General features: G+C 74.3%; 13 protein-coding genes. 5 read left to right on the top strand and 8 right to left on the bottom strand.

The window, feature by feature from the left end:
* Position 1: 1 nt before the first annotated feature.
* From ACFYUV_RS30265 to ACFYUV_RS30235, 7 genes are all read right to left on the bottom strand, one after another.
* Complete coding sequence (locus tag ACFYUV_RS30265) at positions 2–202, bottom strand: ferredoxin (RefSeq protein ID WP_352354927.1); 201 nt, start codon at positions 200–202, stop codon at positions 2–4.
* Positions 199–807, bottom strand: a complete 609-nt coding sequence (locus ACFYUV_RS30260; RefSeq protein ID WP_387673914.1) for a TetR family transcriptional regulator — start codon at positions 805–807, stop codon at positions 199–201. Before ACFYUV_RS30260 ends, ACFYUV_RS30265 begins: the two co-directional genes overlap by 4 nt.
* Positions 808–852: 45 nt before the next feature.
* Positions 853–1,239: a FixH family protein gene (locus ACFYUV_RS30255; protein WP_387673911.1), complete on the bottom strand. Its 387-nt coding sequence runs from the start codon at positions 1,237–1,239 to the stop codon at positions 853–855.
* Entirely contained in the window at positions 1,236–2,513 is a 1,278-nt protein-coding gene (locus ACFYUV_RS30250; RefSeq protein ID WP_387673909.1) for a hypothetical protein, read from the bottom strand. Before ACFYUV_RS30250 ends, ACFYUV_RS30255 begins: the two co-directional genes overlap by 4 nt.
* The gene (locus tag ACFYUV_RS30245) at positions 2,510–3,592 is read right to left on the bottom strand and encodes a hypothetical protein (RefSeq protein ID WP_358302617.1); all 1,083 of its coding nucleotides are present in this window, start codon (positions 3,590–3,592) and stop codon (positions 2,510–2,512) included. Before ACFYUV_RS30245 ends, ACFYUV_RS30250 begins: the two co-directional genes overlap by 4 nt.
* A 149-nt stretch (positions 3,593–3,741) precedes the next feature.
* Positions 3,742–4,782, bottom strand: a complete 1,041-nt coding sequence (locus ACFYUV_RS30240; protein ID WP_387673906.1) for a methyltransferase — start codon at positions 4,780–4,782, stop codon at positions 3,742–3,744.
* Positions 4,779–5,780 (bottom strand): ABC transporter substrate-binding protein, encoded by a 1,002-nt coding sequence (locus ACFYUV_RS30235; protein WP_387673903.1) that lies wholly within the window; start codon positions 5,778–5,780, stop codon positions 4,779–4,781. The genes ACFYUV_RS30240 and ACFYUV_RS30235 overlap by 4 nt, the downstream gene beginning before the upstream one ends.
* Before the next feature lie 288 nt (positions 5,781–6,068).
* On the opposite strand from ACFYUV_RS30235, the gene ACFYUV_RS30230 reads away from it, so the two are divergent.
* Positions 6,069–6,611, top strand: a complete 543-nt coding sequence (locus ACFYUV_RS30230; RefSeq protein ID WP_358302626.1) for a GtrA family protein — start codon at positions 6,069–6,071, stop codon at positions 6,609–6,611.
* 6 nt (positions 6,612–6,617) lie between these two features.
* Here ACFYUV_RS30230 and ACFYUV_RS30225 read toward each other — a convergent pair whose 3' ends face one another.
* Positions 6,618–8,480, bottom strand: coding sequence for an ABC transporter ATP-binding protein (locus ACFYUV_RS30225; RefSeq protein WP_387673899.1), 1,863 nt, complete (start codon positions 8,478–8,480; stop codon positions 6,618–6,620).
* Between the two features lie 206 nt (positions 8,481–8,686).
* On the opposite strand from ACFYUV_RS30225, the gene ACFYUV_RS30220 reads away from it, so the two are divergent.
* The 4 genes from ACFYUV_RS30220 (at position 8,687) to secD (ending at position 14,335) form a co-directional block, all read left to right on the top strand.
* Positions 8,687–9,814, top strand: a complete 1,128-nt coding sequence (locus ACFYUV_RS30220; protein WP_387673896.1) for an esterase-like activity of phytase family protein — start codon at positions 8,687–8,689, stop codon at positions 9,812–9,814.
* A gap of 186 nt (positions 9,815–10,000) precedes the next feature.
* Positions 10,001–11,611, top strand: a complete 1,611-nt coding sequence (locus tag ACFYUV_RS30215) for an amidase (protein ID WP_387673893.1) — start codon at positions 10,001–10,003, stop codon at positions 11,609–11,611.
* A 55-nt stretch (positions 11,612–11,666) separates the two neighbouring features.
* Positions 11,667–12,059, top strand: a complete 393-nt coding sequence (locus ACFYUV_RS30210) for a hypothetical protein (protein WP_387673890.1) — start codon at positions 11,667–11,669, stop codon at positions 12,057–12,059.
* A 38-nt stretch (positions 12,060–12,097) separates the two neighbouring features.
* Entirely contained in the window at positions 12,098–14,335 is a 2,238-nt protein-coding gene (gene secD / locus ACFYUV_RS30205; RefSeq protein WP_387673887.1) for a protein translocase subunit SecD, read from the top strand.
* Positions 14,336–14,340 lie beyond the last annotated feature (5 nt).

Raw genomic sequence — 14,340 nt, 5'->3', positions numbered from 1 at the left:
GTCACGCCTCCCCGAGCAGGTCGATCGCCCGCTCCGGGCAGTTGGAGACGGCCAGCCGCGCCGTGCGCTCCTGGCCGGGCGGCACCTCGCCGTCGCCGAGGACCGTTCCGTAACCTTCGTCGTCCTCGCCGAACAGGTCGGGGGCGAGGTCGTAGCAGCGGCCATGTCCCTGGCAGCGCTCGGGGTCGATCTGTACTCTCACGGCGTTCCTTCGTGCGGTGGGGCGGGGGAGAGGGCGGCGACGACGCGGATGAGCAGCCTGGCCCACTCCTCCTCGTCCACCTGGTGGGGGTCCGGGGCGATGAGCGCGCTGCCCATCGCGAGCAGGAGGCAGAAATGGGCGATCGCCTCCGGTGACAGCGCGTCGTCCAGCTCGCCGCCGTCCTGGCCGGCGCGGACCAGGCCGGCCAGCCGGTGGGCGCGCTCGCCGACGTAGTCCCGCATGGGCAGGGCCACGTCCTCGTCGCGGCGGGCGGCGGCCAGCGCCTCGACGACGAGGTCGCCGCCGGCGTCCAGGGGGCGGGGGAGCCGGCGGCCAGCGGCGACGAGCAGGTCGGCGACCGGCCGGTCGGGGTCGTCGGCGAACAGGCCGTCCATCAGCCGCCGCCCGTGCGCGCCCAGCGCGGCCACGAGCAGGCCGGCCTTGGAGCCGAAGTGGGCGTACAGGGCGCCGTTGCTCACCCCCGCGGCGGCGGCGATGTCGGCGACGCGGGTGCCGTCGTAGCCGCGCCTGGCGAAGACGTCCGCGGCGGCGCGCAGCAGGCGTTCCCGCGTCTCGGCGGCGGTGACGCCGGCGATACGTCCCATGGACGAATTAAAAGATCGTTCATTTCATACGTCAAGAGCGGCCCCCTATCCCGTGATCGGCGCCTTCACCACCAGCACCTCCTCTCCCGCCGCGCCGCTCAGCCGGACCGACAACTCCCACACCCCGGCCATCGGGAACAACTCGCCCTCGGCCACGTAACGGCCCGGCTGCCGCGGGTCGGCGACGATCTCCGGGGTGGCGTGGCCCATGCCCGGCATCACCGTGGACAGCGCCACCGTGTGCGGGTCGCCGGAGGTCACCCGCACCTCGGCCGTGACGCGGCCCGTCGTCGGCCTCGGGACCACGACGGTGACGGCGTACCGTTCGCCGGTGCTGGTGAGGGTGAGCGGGCCGGGCGCCGAGCCGCGCACGTACAGGAACACCGCCAGGGCCGCGGCCAGCAGCGCGGCGACGGCCAGGATCCGCCTCATCCGAGAGCCTCCGCGACCTCGACGGTGAAGGGCACGGTCACGATCCGGCCGGCGGCCGCGTACTGCGCCCAGGCCAGGTAGCGGCCCGGCGCCGGGAAGCTGAACGTGAAGCGCAGCCGGGGCGCGGGGGCGCCCATCTCGTGCACGTGGCCGAGGAACGCGCCGTCCTGGCTGCGCACGATCAGGTGCCCCGACATGCCCAGCCACTGCCGCGGCGTGACCCCGAGCCCCACCTCGATCGCCGCCGGACGCCCCGCGACCGGCACGGACGGCCGCACCACCGGCGTGCCCCCCGTCCCCGGCGGGACCGGCGGCGGAGCGGCCACCGCGGGCCCGGCGACCCGGAACTCGCCGTCGAGCAGTTGGCCGCCGGAGTCCTCGCGTTCCAGCTCCGCGTAGGCCAGGAACCGGCCCGGCCGGTCGGCGCGCAGCCGGACCTCCAGCCGTCCGGGCGCGGTGCGCAGCGGGTGCAGGTGCCGGAAGTAGGCGCCGTCCTCGCTGGTGACCACCAGGTGGGCGAGCGCCTCGTGGTGCAGGACGAGGTCGTCCACCGGATGCCCGGTCGAGCCGTCGGTGAGGTCGAGGCGCAGCGTGAACTCCTCGCCGGCCGCCGGACGCGCCGGGACGGTCGTCACCCGTCCCCGCGCGAAGGGCCGTCCGAGGGCCGTCGTGCTCACCGCCGGGGCGGCGCCGTCCGGCGGCGGGGGCGGCAACGAGGGCTCGAACACGACGACCATCGCGGCCACCGTCACCGCGGCCGCCGCGCCGCCGGCCAGCAGCATCGCCGGGGTCCTGCGCGACAGCGCCCCGGTGAGCAGGCCGCCCACCAGCAGCAGCCCGGCCACCAACAGGCCGCCGTAGATCAGGAACTCGCCGGCGGAGCCGCGGTCCACCAGGACGCGGAACGGCAGCACGGCGACCTCGCCCCCCGCCGTCAGCCTGAGCTCGTGCGGCCCGGTGCGCTCGACCGCGATCTTGACGTACCGGGGGGTGGCGGACGGCCGCGCGGTGGCCGTCGCCTTGTGGCCGTCCTCGACCGAGCGCACCTCCAGGCCGATCGGCGGCCCGGTCGCCGGCTCGTAGGCGATCACGCCGATCTGCAGCGGCCCCGGCACCCGCGACGTGCCCTTGATCACGACCGTGAGCTCGGCGCCGGCGATGGTCTGGGCGAAGCGCAGGTCCGCCCCGGCCGTGACGTTGTGGGCCGCGGCCGGGGCGGCGCCCGCGAGCAGGAGTACGGCGACGAGACACAGGACCCGGAGCGGCCGGATCATGCCCGTCCGGCGTCGGCCGCGTCCGCGGGGAGCGCATTCGGCAGGAACAGCGCCCCGAGCGCCAGGCCGATCAGCCCGGCCACGACCGGCGCGCCGGTCCACAGCTCGGGCACCGCGGGCAGCCCGCCTCCGGCCGCCGAGGCGATCCCGATGTAGAGCGACCAGGTGACGAAGGCCGACAGCCCGGCGAAGGCCCAGTAGGCCCCCCGCCGCGCGCCGGACGGGCGCAGCAGGCGGATCAGCACGTCGCTCGCCAGGCCCGCGGCGACGAACGTGAGCAGGGTCGGCGCGTTCTCGAACGCCGTCTGCGCGCCGGGCATCAGGACGGCGATCGTGTACATGACGGTCACCGCGCCGAACGGCAGGTTCCAGCGCCGGGCCACCAGCAGCACCGGGGCCAGCAGGACGACGTTGCTGATGACCATGGAGGTGGCCAGATGCTCGGCGCCCGGCCCGTCCACGCTGGAGAACGCCTCGACGACGCGCGCGGACCGGTACTGCAGGGCGTCGCCGTACGACAGGAACAGCGACACCAGCGTGGCCGCGAACGCGAGCCCGGCCAGCGCCGGGAACAGCCGCCCGAGCGAGGGCCGGACGCCGACGTCGGGGGCGTTCCAGGCCGAGCGCAGCGGCGTGGTGATGATGAGCAGCATGGTCACGATCAGCCCCAGGTGCGACGGGCTGAACAGGATGTCGACGCTGGTCTCGATGCCGAGCACGGTGTGCCAGGTCATGTCGGCCAGCCCGAACAGCGCGAACGCCGGGATGGCGACCAGCCCGGCCAGATAACCCTGGGGAACGGCCGCGACCCCCTGCCGGCCGAGCCGCACGTTGCGGAACACCTGCCAGATGATCCAGCCGGACACCGCCGCGAACCCGGAGTAGAACGCCGCGTGCCACGGCGTGAAGAACGTCTCCAGGTCGCTGCGATTGGTGTGCGCCCAGGCGTCGATCATCAGTCCGACGCCGAACCAGACCCCCAGCAGCGCCGTGACGAGATCCGCCCGGAGCGGCACCCATCCGCGCGGCTCCCCAGAGTCCGCAAGTAATCGCCGTACGCCCGCGTTGGCCTCTGCCACTTCGCGTCTCCCTTCTTCCATGATCGAATACTTCCAGAAGCCGCGAAGTGGCGGGAAGCCCAAGATCACCATCGCCGAGCGGCCCCGGGCCGACGCCCGTGGCCGCCAGTCTCGCCGACGGCCGCCGCGAGTGCGCGGCGGCCGGGGCCTCACGCCGGAGCCGGGCGCTGCCTGGCCACCACCAGGTGCAGCCCGTGGGGCAGCGGCTCGGTGCGGGCGACGTGCAGCCCCGCGGCCCCCAGCAGGCTCTCGACCTGGGTCAGCGTGCGTTCCTGGCCGCCGCTGAACAGCGTGAGCATCTTCATGTCCAGCGCGACCGCCGACGTCGTCGAGCGGTGCGGGTCGTCGTCGAGGACGGCGTCCACGATCCACAGCTCGGCGCGGCCGTCCATCAGGGACGCGAGCCGCGCCAGCAGCTTGGCGGCCTGCTCGTCGGGGTAGTTGTGCAGGATGTTGCCCAGCAGGTACAGGGCCGCCCGGGGCAGCGGGTCGGTGAACATGTCGCCCTCGGCCACCGTGATGCCCGCCCGCCCGTCCAGGTGACGGCGGGCCTGGGCGGCCACCTCGGGCAGCTCGAACAGCACGCCGCGCAGCCGCGGGTGGGCCGCCAGGATCGTGGCCAGGACGATGCCGGTGCCGCCGCCGATGTCGGCGACCACGTCCACGCCGGTCACGTCCTGCTCGGCGAGCGCGCGGGCCACGGTGACGCTGCGGGTGGCCATGAACTCGTTGAACAGCGCGCCGGCCGCGGGCCGGGCCCCCAGCCAGGCGTAGGGGGAGTCCACCTGGTGCAGCTCCAGGGCGGCGGGCTCGCCCCTGGTGATCGTCCGGTGCAGCAGGTCGGCCGAGTCGCGCCACAGCTCCTCGCCCCACATCAGCGCGGCGGGGGCCAGCGAGTCGTCCCGGCCGCTGGTGAGCAGGTCGCCCTCGCCGGTGAGCAGGTAGCGGCCGCGGGCGTCCCGCTCGACCAGCCGCAGGTGCTCCAGCGCCCGCAGCAGGCGGCCCAGCAGCATCTCGTCCGGACGGCCGGCGCCGCCCGCGGAGATCTCGTCGGCCAGCTCGTGCACGGCGCACGGCCCGGCGGCCAGCAGGTCGAACACCGACAGCCGCAGCGCGGCCCGGACGGCGGCGTACAGGATGAAGTCGTCGATCAGGCGCAGCACCCGCGCCCGCTCCGGCGTCTCGCTCATGGGTTCCCCTTCCCCGACTCCCAGGCCGGCCGGACGATCATCTCTTCGGCCCGCAGCGGCGCGGGCAGGTAACCGAACCTCACCATGGTGTCCACCACCGACTGCAGCCTTTCGGGCTCCAGCGCGGCGGGGAACGTGCCGAGCGTGATGGTCGGCAGCACCTCGCGCGGGATCTTCGTGTACGTGCCCAGCACCCCGGTGACCAGGTTCCGGTCCCGGGCGTCGAGCTGGGCGTGCGCCATGGCCCGCTGGAACCCGGCGACCGCCCGGGGATGCGCGGCCGCGTACGAGGCGGTCGTGGCCCACCCCGCGATCGGCCACCCGGCGGGGACGTTCGCCATGGCGTCGCCCAGCGACCGGCCGCCCTGCCGGCGGTAGGCGGTGATGAACGGCTCGGTCATCCACGCCACGTCCACCGCGTGCGCGGCCAGCGCGGCCGGCATGTCGGGCAGGGGGATCTCCTTGAACGCGACGTCGTCCGCGGAGACCCCGGCCGCGGCGAGCACGGTCTCGGCGCTCAGCGTGCCGACCGAGCGCAGCGTGGCCACCGCGACGCTCTTCTTCGCGCCGCCGGAGCGCCGCAGGTCGCGCGGGCTCCTGATCGGGCTGCCGGGCGCCACGAAGAGCTGGAACGCGCCCGGCGCGGCGTGGTAGGCGTCGGCGACCAGCTTCAGCCGCCCCGGCTCGCGCCGCTGCTGCAGGAACGCCGTCACGTAGTTGACCAGCCCGAACTCCAGGGCGCCGCCCTTCATCCGGTCGATCGCCGGGCCGCCGCCCTGCACGGTCACCGGCTCGGCCGACAACCCCTCGGCCGCGAAGTAGCCGCGGTCGCGGGCGAGGTAGACCAGCGCGCTGTCGGGGATCGGGATGACGCCGATCCGGATCTTCTCCAGCGGCGCGCCGGAACCGGTCGCGCGCGGGCCGCTTGGAGCGGGTCCGCCGCAGGCCGCGAGCAGCGCGGCGAGCAGGAACAGCAGTAGGGGACGTGATCGTCGCACGGTTCTCCCTTCGAGGTCCGCCGCCGGCCCTCGCTCCCGCTGGCGGCCTGGACACAGGTCGGAACCAACGCCCTTGAGTGCACCATCGGGAGGCCCGCCTTGCAACGCCCGGTCAGAACGGGATGGCCGCCGTGTCAGACCGCCGTGATCGACCGCGCCCCGTCCGGCGCGGCAGCCCGGCCGCGACGGGGTGAGCGTCGTCCGCGGTCCGGACGGATGAGAAGATCGAGAGTGCTCCGAATCGCAGAAGCAGTACTCGCGAGGTTACCGGCGCCGCTGCAGGCGCTCGTGCTGAGGCACCGTGAACTGCTGAAGTTCGCGGTGGTCGGCGGAGCGACGTTCGTGGTGGACAACGCGGTGTTCTACGGGCTGAAGCTGACCGTCCTGCAACCGAAGCCGGTGACCGCGAAGATCATCGCGGTGCTCGTGGCGACGATCGTGTCCTACGTGCTCAACCGCGAGTGGTCGTTCCGGCTCAGGGGCGGTCGCGAGCGCCGCCACGAGGCGGGGCTGTTCTTCCTGGTCAGCGGCATCGGCCTGGTGCTCAGCTCGGCGCCGCTGTGGGTCTCCCGTTACGTGTTCCGCCTGGAGGCCCCCGACGTGGGCCTGGCGGCCCAGGAGATCGCCGACTTCGTGAGCGCGCAGCTCGTCGGCACGGTGATCGCCATGGTCTTCCGCTTCTGGGCGCTGCGGAAGTGGGTCTTCCCCGACGAGAAGACCCACCCCGTCGGCGTGCGGCCGGCTGCCCTGCCCCGGTACCACGGACGCCGCACCCTGCCGGTGGCCAAGCGCAAGCCCCGCAGGTCCGGCGTCCGGCAGGGACAGCGTTAGACAGGGTCAGCGGTAGGCGGCGGCCTGGAGGGTGTAGAGGTCGGCGTAGAGGCCGTTGAGCGCCATGAGCGCCTGATGGTCGCCCTGCTCGGTGACCTTGCCGTGGTCGAGGACGTAGATCCGGTCGGCGTAGCGCACGCTGGCCAGGCGGTGGGTGATGAGCAGCACCGTGCGGCCCTCGGAGTGGTCGCGGATGCGCTCGAACAGGGCGTGCTCGGCGCGGGCGTCGAGGGCCGCCGTGGGCTCGTCGCAGATGAGCAGGTCGGCGTCGCGGTAGAACCCCCGGGCCACCGCGATGCGCTGCCACTGGCCGCCGGACAGCTCGCAGCCGTCCTTGAAGCGGCGGTCGAGCAGCGTGCGGTAGCCGAGGGGCAGGCCCGCGACCACCTCGTCGGCCCCCGCGACCGAGGCCGCCGCGACCAGGGCGGGCTCGCCCTTGTCGGCGCCCATGGTGATGTTGTAGCGGGCGGTGAGCGGCCAGCGGGTGTGGTCCTGGGCGATGACGGCCGTGCGCAGGCGCAGGTCGTCGGGGGGCACGTCGGCCAGGTCGACGTCGTCCCAGAAGACGGTGCCGGTGTCGGGCTCGTACAGGCCGGAAAGGATCTTGGCCAGGGTGGTCTTGCCGGAGCCGTTCTCGCCCACGAACGCGATGACCTCGCCGCGCTTGATCTCGACCGTCACCCCGCGCAGCGCCGGCTGGTCGGCGCCCGGGTAGGTGAACGTCACGTCGTCGGCCACGATGCGCTCGAACCCCTCGGGCACGGCCGCCGAACGGGCCGTGGGCACGCGGCGCTCGGCGTCGGCGCAGAACTGGAGGAAGTCGGTGAAGTAGAGGCCGTCCTCGTAGAGGCGGTTGGTGGCGTACAGGAGGTTGGCCAGCGAGGACTGGCCGGTCCTGATGGCCAGCACCGCGGTGCCCGCGACCGCGAGCGGGATCGCCGCCACGGCCAGCAGCACGCCCAGCGCGACGTAGACCAGGGCGGTGCCGAGGCCGCCCAGGGCCTCGCCGACCAGGCCGGCCAGGGTCTGGCGTCTGGCCAGGGTGAGCAGCACGTCCTGCTCGGCCCTGGCGACGGCGTCGTACATGCGCAGCAGGAAGCCGCGCATGGTGAACGAGCGCACCTCGGCGGCGGGCTCGCGGTCGGCCAGCAGCTCGGCGATGATCCACTTGCGGCGGCGGGCGGGGATGAGGGAGTACATCGTCGAGTAGCGCATACGGGCGCCGCGCACGGTGGCCCACGCGTCGGGCAGCACGGCCAGCAGCAGCAGCGGCAGCAGCACCGGATGGAGCACGCCCAGCACGCCGGCCGCCGCCGCGATGCCGACGGCGGCGGTGACGACGTTGATGGCCGAGCTGACCACCGCGCCGGCCACGCTGACGCCGCGCATGTTGGCGCGTTCGAGGCTGTCGTGGAACTCCGGGTCGTCGTAGGCGACCAGCTCCACCTGGCTGGTCAGGCCGTAGAGGCGTTCCTCGGTGTGGCGGGAGATCTGCGGGGTCAGGCGTGACTGCGCCCAGCCCGCGCCGGCCTGCACCGCCGTGCGCAGCACGGCGGCCACGCCGACCAGGACGAGGCTGGGCAGGGCGGCCAGCACGCGGTCGGGGGTCGGGCCCTCGCTGAACAGGGCGCTCAGCACGCCGGTGGTGGCCAGCAGGCCGAAGGCGGTGAAGACGCCGCCGAGGAGGTTGAGCGCGATGGTGGCCACGGTGTCGCGGGGGCCGGCCCGCCAGGACATGCTCATCGCCTGCGCCACGAGCGAGGGCAGGCGCCTGGCGATGGTCAGGAAGCCGACCTCGGCCATCTTGTCGTTGTGGGCGTACCAGTCGGAGACGGTGATCTCACCGAGTTCCAGAGGCTCATCGGGCATGCGCTGAGTGTGCGGGCGGGCACCGACGGTTTCCGCCGTCTCGCGCTCCGGAGTGACAGGACGGTGGCCCGTGCGCCACCGGCCTGTCCACGGCCCGCCAGGCAAAGACGCGCGGGCGGCGGCGTGTCCCGGTCGCCCCGGCGGGCGCGGGCACGATTTCATGTCCCCCGGTCACTCCACGTAACCAGAACGACACAGGGGACGGAATGCGAAGAATCACGGGGTTCGCGGTCGCGTGCGCGGTCGCCATGAGCGTCACCCAGCCCGCCTGGGCGGCCCCGCGGGAGGAGGTCCGCATCACCCGGTATCTCGGGGAGCAGCGGCTGCCGTACCTGATGCAGTTCGACGGCACCACCGTCGGCGGGGTGTCGGGCATCGACCGCGACCCGCGCACCGGCGCCTGGTACCTGATCTCCGACGACCGCTGGCGCTACGGTCCCGCCCGCTTCTACACCGCCCGCCTGGACATCGACCGGGACTCGGGCGCGTTCACCGGCATCAGCCTGACCGGGGTCACCACGCTGACCAGGCAGGACGGCACCCCCTACCCCGGCTACGGCAAGCCCGGCTCGGCCGACCCCGAGTCCATCAGGTACGACCGGTGGTCCGGTCGCCTGCTGTGGGGCGACGAGGGCGACCGCCCCGACGCCGGCCACCCCGACCTGCCGCCGGCCGCCTCCGGCGTGCGCGCCGCCGACCTCCAGGGCCGGCACCAGGGGGACCTGCGCCTGCCGGGCAACCTGCGCCTGACCACCACCGAGCACGGCCCGCGGCGCAACGCCGGTTTCGAGGGCCTGGCCGTCACCGCCCGCCGGATCACGGCGATGACCGAGGGCCCCCGGTACGAGGACGGCGAGCCGTCCACGGTCCGGCACGGCGCGCCCGCCCGGCTCACCGTGTGGGACCGGCGGGGCGTCCCGCGCGGCCAGTTCGTCTACCCGCTCGACGCGCTCCCGGCCGCGCCGGTGCCGCCCACCGGGGAGTCCGACAGCGGGGTCTCGGAGATCCTGCCCATCGACGACCACCGCTACCTGGCCCTGGAACGCTCCTGGATCGAGGGCGTCGACTACAAGGTCAAGCTGTACGAGATCGACCTTACGGGCGCGACCAACGTGCTGAGCCAGGACGACCTGAGCGCGGGGTACCGGCCGGTGAGCAAGCGGCTGGTCTACGACCTGGGCGACTTCCGGCCGCCGGTGCAGAACCTGGAGGCCATGTCGTGGGGGCCGCGGCTGGCCAGCGGGGAGTGCACGCTGGTGATCGGCTCGGACGACAACTTCAGCAGGAACGAGGTCAGCCAGTTCACGGCCTTCGCCGCCACAGGTTGCCCCTGACGCCCCGCCACCGGCCCGGGACCGCGTGGGAAGGCCCGCCCGGCCGCCGGACCGACACCGCATAGGCGGCCCCGCCTCGCCGCCGGCCCGGCCCTCCCGCGCGGGGGCCGGGCCGGACTGAGGGTGGCGGATATATACGAATTGGAATATTTTCCCGGGAAAGCATCATGGCTACGCTCGACAGCCATGACTCTCCTGAAGCCCGCACGCCGGGCGGCCGCCGCTCTGGCGCTCGCGCTCGCCGCCGGGTTAACCGCGGCCGTCCCCGCGCACGCGCGCGAGGCGGCCCCGCCGTCCGCCGGCACCGTCCTGCGCGGGCTGGACCTCGACCGCGCCACCGTGCTCGACCTGCAACGCGCCATGGACCACGGCCGCTTCGACGCGGTGACGCTGACCCGCTTCTACCTCGACCGCATCCGCGCGGTGGACCCGCTGCTGCACGCGGTCATCCAGACCAACCCCGGCGCGCTGGGCGAGGCCGAGCGCAGCGACCGGCGCCGCCGCCGGGGCGCGCACGGGCCGCTGGAAGGCGTCCCGGTCCTGCTCAAGGACAACATCGACACCGCCGCGCCGCTGCGCACCACCGCCGGCTCGCAGGCGTTGCTCGGCGCCCGGCCGGCCGCGGAGGCGTTCCTCGTCCAGCGGTTGCGGGCGGCCGGCGCGGTGATCCTGGGCAAGGCCAACCTGTCGGAATGGGCCAACTTCCGCTCCAGCCCGTCCTCCAGCGGGTGGAGCGCGATCGGCGGGCAGACCAACAACCCCTACGTCCTCGACCGCAACCCCTGCGGGTCGAGCAGCGGCTCGGCGGTCGCCGCCGCCGCCACCCTGGCCGCCGTCACCATCGGCACCGAGACCGACGGCTCGATCGTCTGCCCGGCCGGGATCAACGGCGTGGTGGGCATCAAGCCCACGATCGGGCTGGTCAGCCGGGCCGGCGTGGTGCCGATCTCGGCCCGGCAGGACACCGCGGGGCCGATCACCAGGAACCTCACCGACGCCGCCGCCGTGCTCTCGGCCATCCAGGGGCCGGACCCGCGCGACCCCGCGACCGTCCCGGGCGGCGACCGCGACTACCTCAAGGCCCTGCGTCCCGGCGCGCTGAACGGCGCCCGCGTCGGCGTGTGGCGCTCGGTCGCGGGCGACAACCAGGAGGTGCGCGCCGCCCTGGACGCCACCGTCGCCACGCTCAAGGCCCGCGGCGCGACCGTGGTGGACGTCGAGCTGGAGGGCATGGACCAGGCCGGCGAGGCCGAGTTCCCGGCGCTGCTGACCGAGTTCAAGCACGACCTGAACGCCTACCTGGCCGCCACCCCCGGCCGGCACCCCGCCGACCTGGCCGGGCTGATCGACTTCAACCGGCGGCACGCCGGGACCGAGCTGCGGTACTTCGGCCAGGAGGTCTTCGAACAGGCACAGGCCACCACCGGCGACCTGGACGACCCCGCCTACCGCGCCCTCCGCGACCAGGCCACCACGCTGGCCCGCCGCGCGATCGACTCGGCGATGGCCGCCGGCCGCCTGGACGCGCTGCTCGCCCCCACCAACCACGCGGCCTGGCTGACCGACCTGACCAAGGGCGACGACTTCACCGGTTTCGTCTCCTCCTCCGCGCCCTCGGCGATCTCCGGCTACCCGGCGGTCACCGTCCCGGCCGGGTACGCCAGGGACGTCCTGCCGCTCGGCGTCACGTTCTTCGGCGGGCGGTTCTCCGAGCCGTCCCTGATCGCCCTCGGATACGCCTTCGAGCAGGCCGCTCAGGTCCGCAAGCCGCCGACGTACCTGCGCACCCTGCCCTGAGCGGCCCGGCGGCGGGCTACGGTAGGGGCGACGGTCACGACGGGAAGGAGGCGAGGTGCGCAGCAGACTGCCCGCCGCGCTGCTTCTCGTCCTGTCGTGGCTGCTCCCCGCGACGGGCCATGCCGAGGTAGCCGCCCAGGTCGCCGCCCCGGCCGTCACGCGGGCCGTCACGCAGGCCGTCACGCAGCTCACGGCGATCCAGGCGGCGGCCGACCCGCCCGCCGTCGCCCAGCTCGGCTCCACCCCGCCGCCGCCGCCTCCGCTCGCGCAGGTCAGGCAGGCGGGGCACGACCAGGCCGGGCCCGGTGGGCAGGCGCTGCCCGCCGCGGCCTCGGCCCGGTCGCTCCACGTCTGGTCGGCCGTCGTCCGGCGGCCCGCCGTCCGTGCCGCCGCCGACCGTCCCGGGGGCGCGGCGGCGGCCCGCGCGCCTCCCTCCACGGTGCTCTGAAGATCCCTCTTCCGCACACCTGAGCCTGTGGAGGCCTCATGTCACGTGCGCCCATGTGGCGCGCGCTGGCGGCGTTCGCCGTCATCGCGACCTCGATCATCCTGTCCCTCACCGCCACGCCACGCCTCGGCCTCGACCTGCGCGGCGGTACCCAGCTCGTCTTCGAGGCCAGAGACTCCCCGACGGTCACGGCCGACTCCTCGGCCACCGACCGCGCCCTCGACGTGCTCCGCCGCCGGGCGGACGCGCTGGGGGTCGTCGATCCCACCCTGGCCCGCTCCGGCGAGAAGCGGATCATCGTCGAGCTGCCCGGCGTGCTCGACCCGAGCAAGGCGGCCGAGGTCATCGGCCGCACCGCCCAGCTCGCCTTCCACCCGGTCACCGGCCCCGGCAAGGCCGGGGACGCCACCGCGCTGCCCGACGAGAGCGGCAGCCCGCTCGCGCTCGGCCCGGCGGCGATCAGCGGCGACGGCGTCAGCGACGCCACCGAGCGCAGCGACCCGCAGCGCGGGCCCGGCTGGTCGGTCACGGTCGACTTCCGCGACGCCGACGCCTGGCAGCGGATGACCGGCGCGGCCGCCTGCCAGCCGGCGGGCGACCCGAAGCGGCGCGTCGCCATCGTGCTCGACAAGAAGATCATCTCGTCGCCGCAGCTCGACCCGTCCGTGCCGTGCGGCACCGGCATCCCGGGCGGCAACACCGAGATCACCGGGTCCTTCACCCACGAGGAGGCCCGCGACCTGGCCGTGCTGATCAAGGGCGGCGCGCTGCCCGTGCCGCTCGACCTGGTCGAGCAGCGGACGGTCGGCCCCACGCTGGGCGCCGACGCCATCGAGGCCAGCGTCAAGGCCGCGATCGCCGGGCTGGTGCTGACCGCCCTGTTCATCATCGTGATCTACCGCCTGTCCGGCCTGCTCGCCGCCATCGCGCTCACCTGCTACGGCCTGATCTCCTACGCCGCGCTGGTCGCGATGGGCGCGACGTTCACGCTGCCCGGCCTGGCCGGGTTCGTGCTGGCCATCGGCATGGCGGTCGACGCCAACGTGCTCGTCTTCGAACGCGCCAGGGAGGAGTACGGCCTGGCCCCGGCCCGCGGGCTCGCCCCGGCACTGAACCGGGGGTTCAAGAACGCCTGGAGCGCCATCGCCGACTCCAACGTCACCACGCTCATCGCCGCCGCGCTGCTGTTCGGGCTGGCCTCCGGGCCGGTCAAGGGGTTCGGCGTGACGCTGGCGATCGGCGTGCTGGCCTCGCTGGTGTCGGCCATGCTGATCACCCGCGTGCTCACCCAGGCCGTCATCGGCCGGATCGGGCCGCGTCTGTCGGGCCTGGCCTCACCGGGCGCGGTCCGGACGTGGCTGGCCCGCCGGAACCCCCAGCTCATGAAGGCCAGGAAGCTGTGGCTGGCGGTCGCGAGCGGCCTCGTCGTCGCGGCGCTGGCCGGGCTGTTCACCCGCGGCCTGGACTTCGGGGTCGAGTTCACCGGCGGCCGGCTCGTGGAGTTCGGCACGTCCAGGCCGGTCGACGCCGACACGGCCCGGCGGCTCGTGAGCGAGGCCGGCTATCCGGGCGCGGTCGTGCAGGCCGCCGCCGACGGCGTGACCGTGCGCGCGGGGCAGCTCGACCCGGCCAAGGTCCAGGCCGCGCTGGAGGGGCAGGGCGGCGAGGTGAGCAAGGTGCGCGACGAGTTCATCGGCCCCACGCTGGGCGAGGAGCTGCGCCGCAACGCCGTCATCGCGCTCGGCGTGGCCGTGGCGGCGCAGCTGCTCTACCTGGCGGTGCGCTTCCGCTGGACGTTCGGCACGGCGACCGTGCTGGCGCTGCTGGTGGACCTGGCCGTGGTGATCGGGCTGTTCGCCTGGCTCGGCAAGCCGGTGGACGGCGTGTTCCTCGCCGCGATGCTGACCGTGGTCGGCTACTCGGTCAACGACAAGGTGGTGGTGTTCGACCGGGTGCGCGAGCTGTGGGCCGCCCGCCGCACCGCGCCGCTGGCCGAGGCGGTGAACACGGCGATCCTGCAGACCGTGCCGCGGACCGTCAACACCGGGCTCGGCGCGCTGTTCGTGCTGGTCGCGCTGGCCGTCTTCGGCGGCGACTCGCTGCGTGACTTCGCGATCGCGCTGGTCACCGGCATCGTCGTGGGCACGCTGACGTCGTCGTTCGTGGCCGGCCCCGCGGCCATCGGCCTGGCCCGGTACGACCGCCGTCCGGCCCCCCAGCCGCCCGCGCCCAAGGCCGCCCGGCGGCCCCGCGAGGGCTCGGGAGCCGTGTTGTGACCGGC

Origin of the sequence: Nonomuraea sp. NPDC003560, from assembly GCF_042878785.1 — a bacterium.
Classification (GTDB): Bacteria; Actinomycetota; Actinomycetes; order Streptosporangiales; family Streptosporangiaceae; genus Nonomuraea.
This window is presented reverse-complemented; position numbering and strand designations above follow the sequence as displayed.

What these genes read in the sequence shown, in the direction of transcription:
- ACFYUV_RS30260 (WP_387673914.1), bottom strand. Translation starts at nt 807, where the DNA reads ATGGGACGTATCGCCGGCGTCACCGCCGCCGAGACGCGGGAACGCCTG.
- ACFYUV_RS30255 (WP_387673911.1), bottom strand. Translation starts at nt 1,239, where the DNA reads ATGAGGCGGATCCTGGCCGTCGCCGCGCTGCTGGCCGCGGCCCTGGCG.
- ACFYUV_RS30250 (WP_387673909.1), bottom strand. Translation starts at nt 2,513, where the DNA reads ATGATCCGGCCGCTCCGGGTCCTGTGTCTCGTCGCCGTACTCCTGCTC.
- ACFYUV_RS30240 (WP_387673906.1), bottom strand. Translation starts at nt 4,782, where the DNA reads ATGAGCGAGACGCCGGAGCGGGCGCGGGTGCTGCGCCTGATCGACGAC.
- ACFYUV_RS30225 (WP_387673899.1), bottom strand. Translation starts at nt 8,480, where the DNA reads ATGCCCGATGAGCCTCTGGAACTCGGTGAGATCACCGTCTCCGACTGG.
- ACFYUV_RS30220 (WP_387673896.1), top strand. Translation starts at nt 8,687, where the DNA reads ATGCGAAGAATCACGGGGTTCGCGGTCGCGTGCGCGGTCGCCATGAGC.
- ACFYUV_RS30215 (WP_387673893.1), top strand. Translation starts at nt 10,001, where the DNA reads ATGACTCTCCTGAAGCCCGCACGCCGGGCGGCCGCCGCTCTGGCGCTC.
- secD (WP_387673887.1), top strand. Translation starts at nt 12,098, where the DNA reads ATGTCACGTGCGCCCATGTGGCGCGCGCTGGCGGCGTTCGCCGTCATC.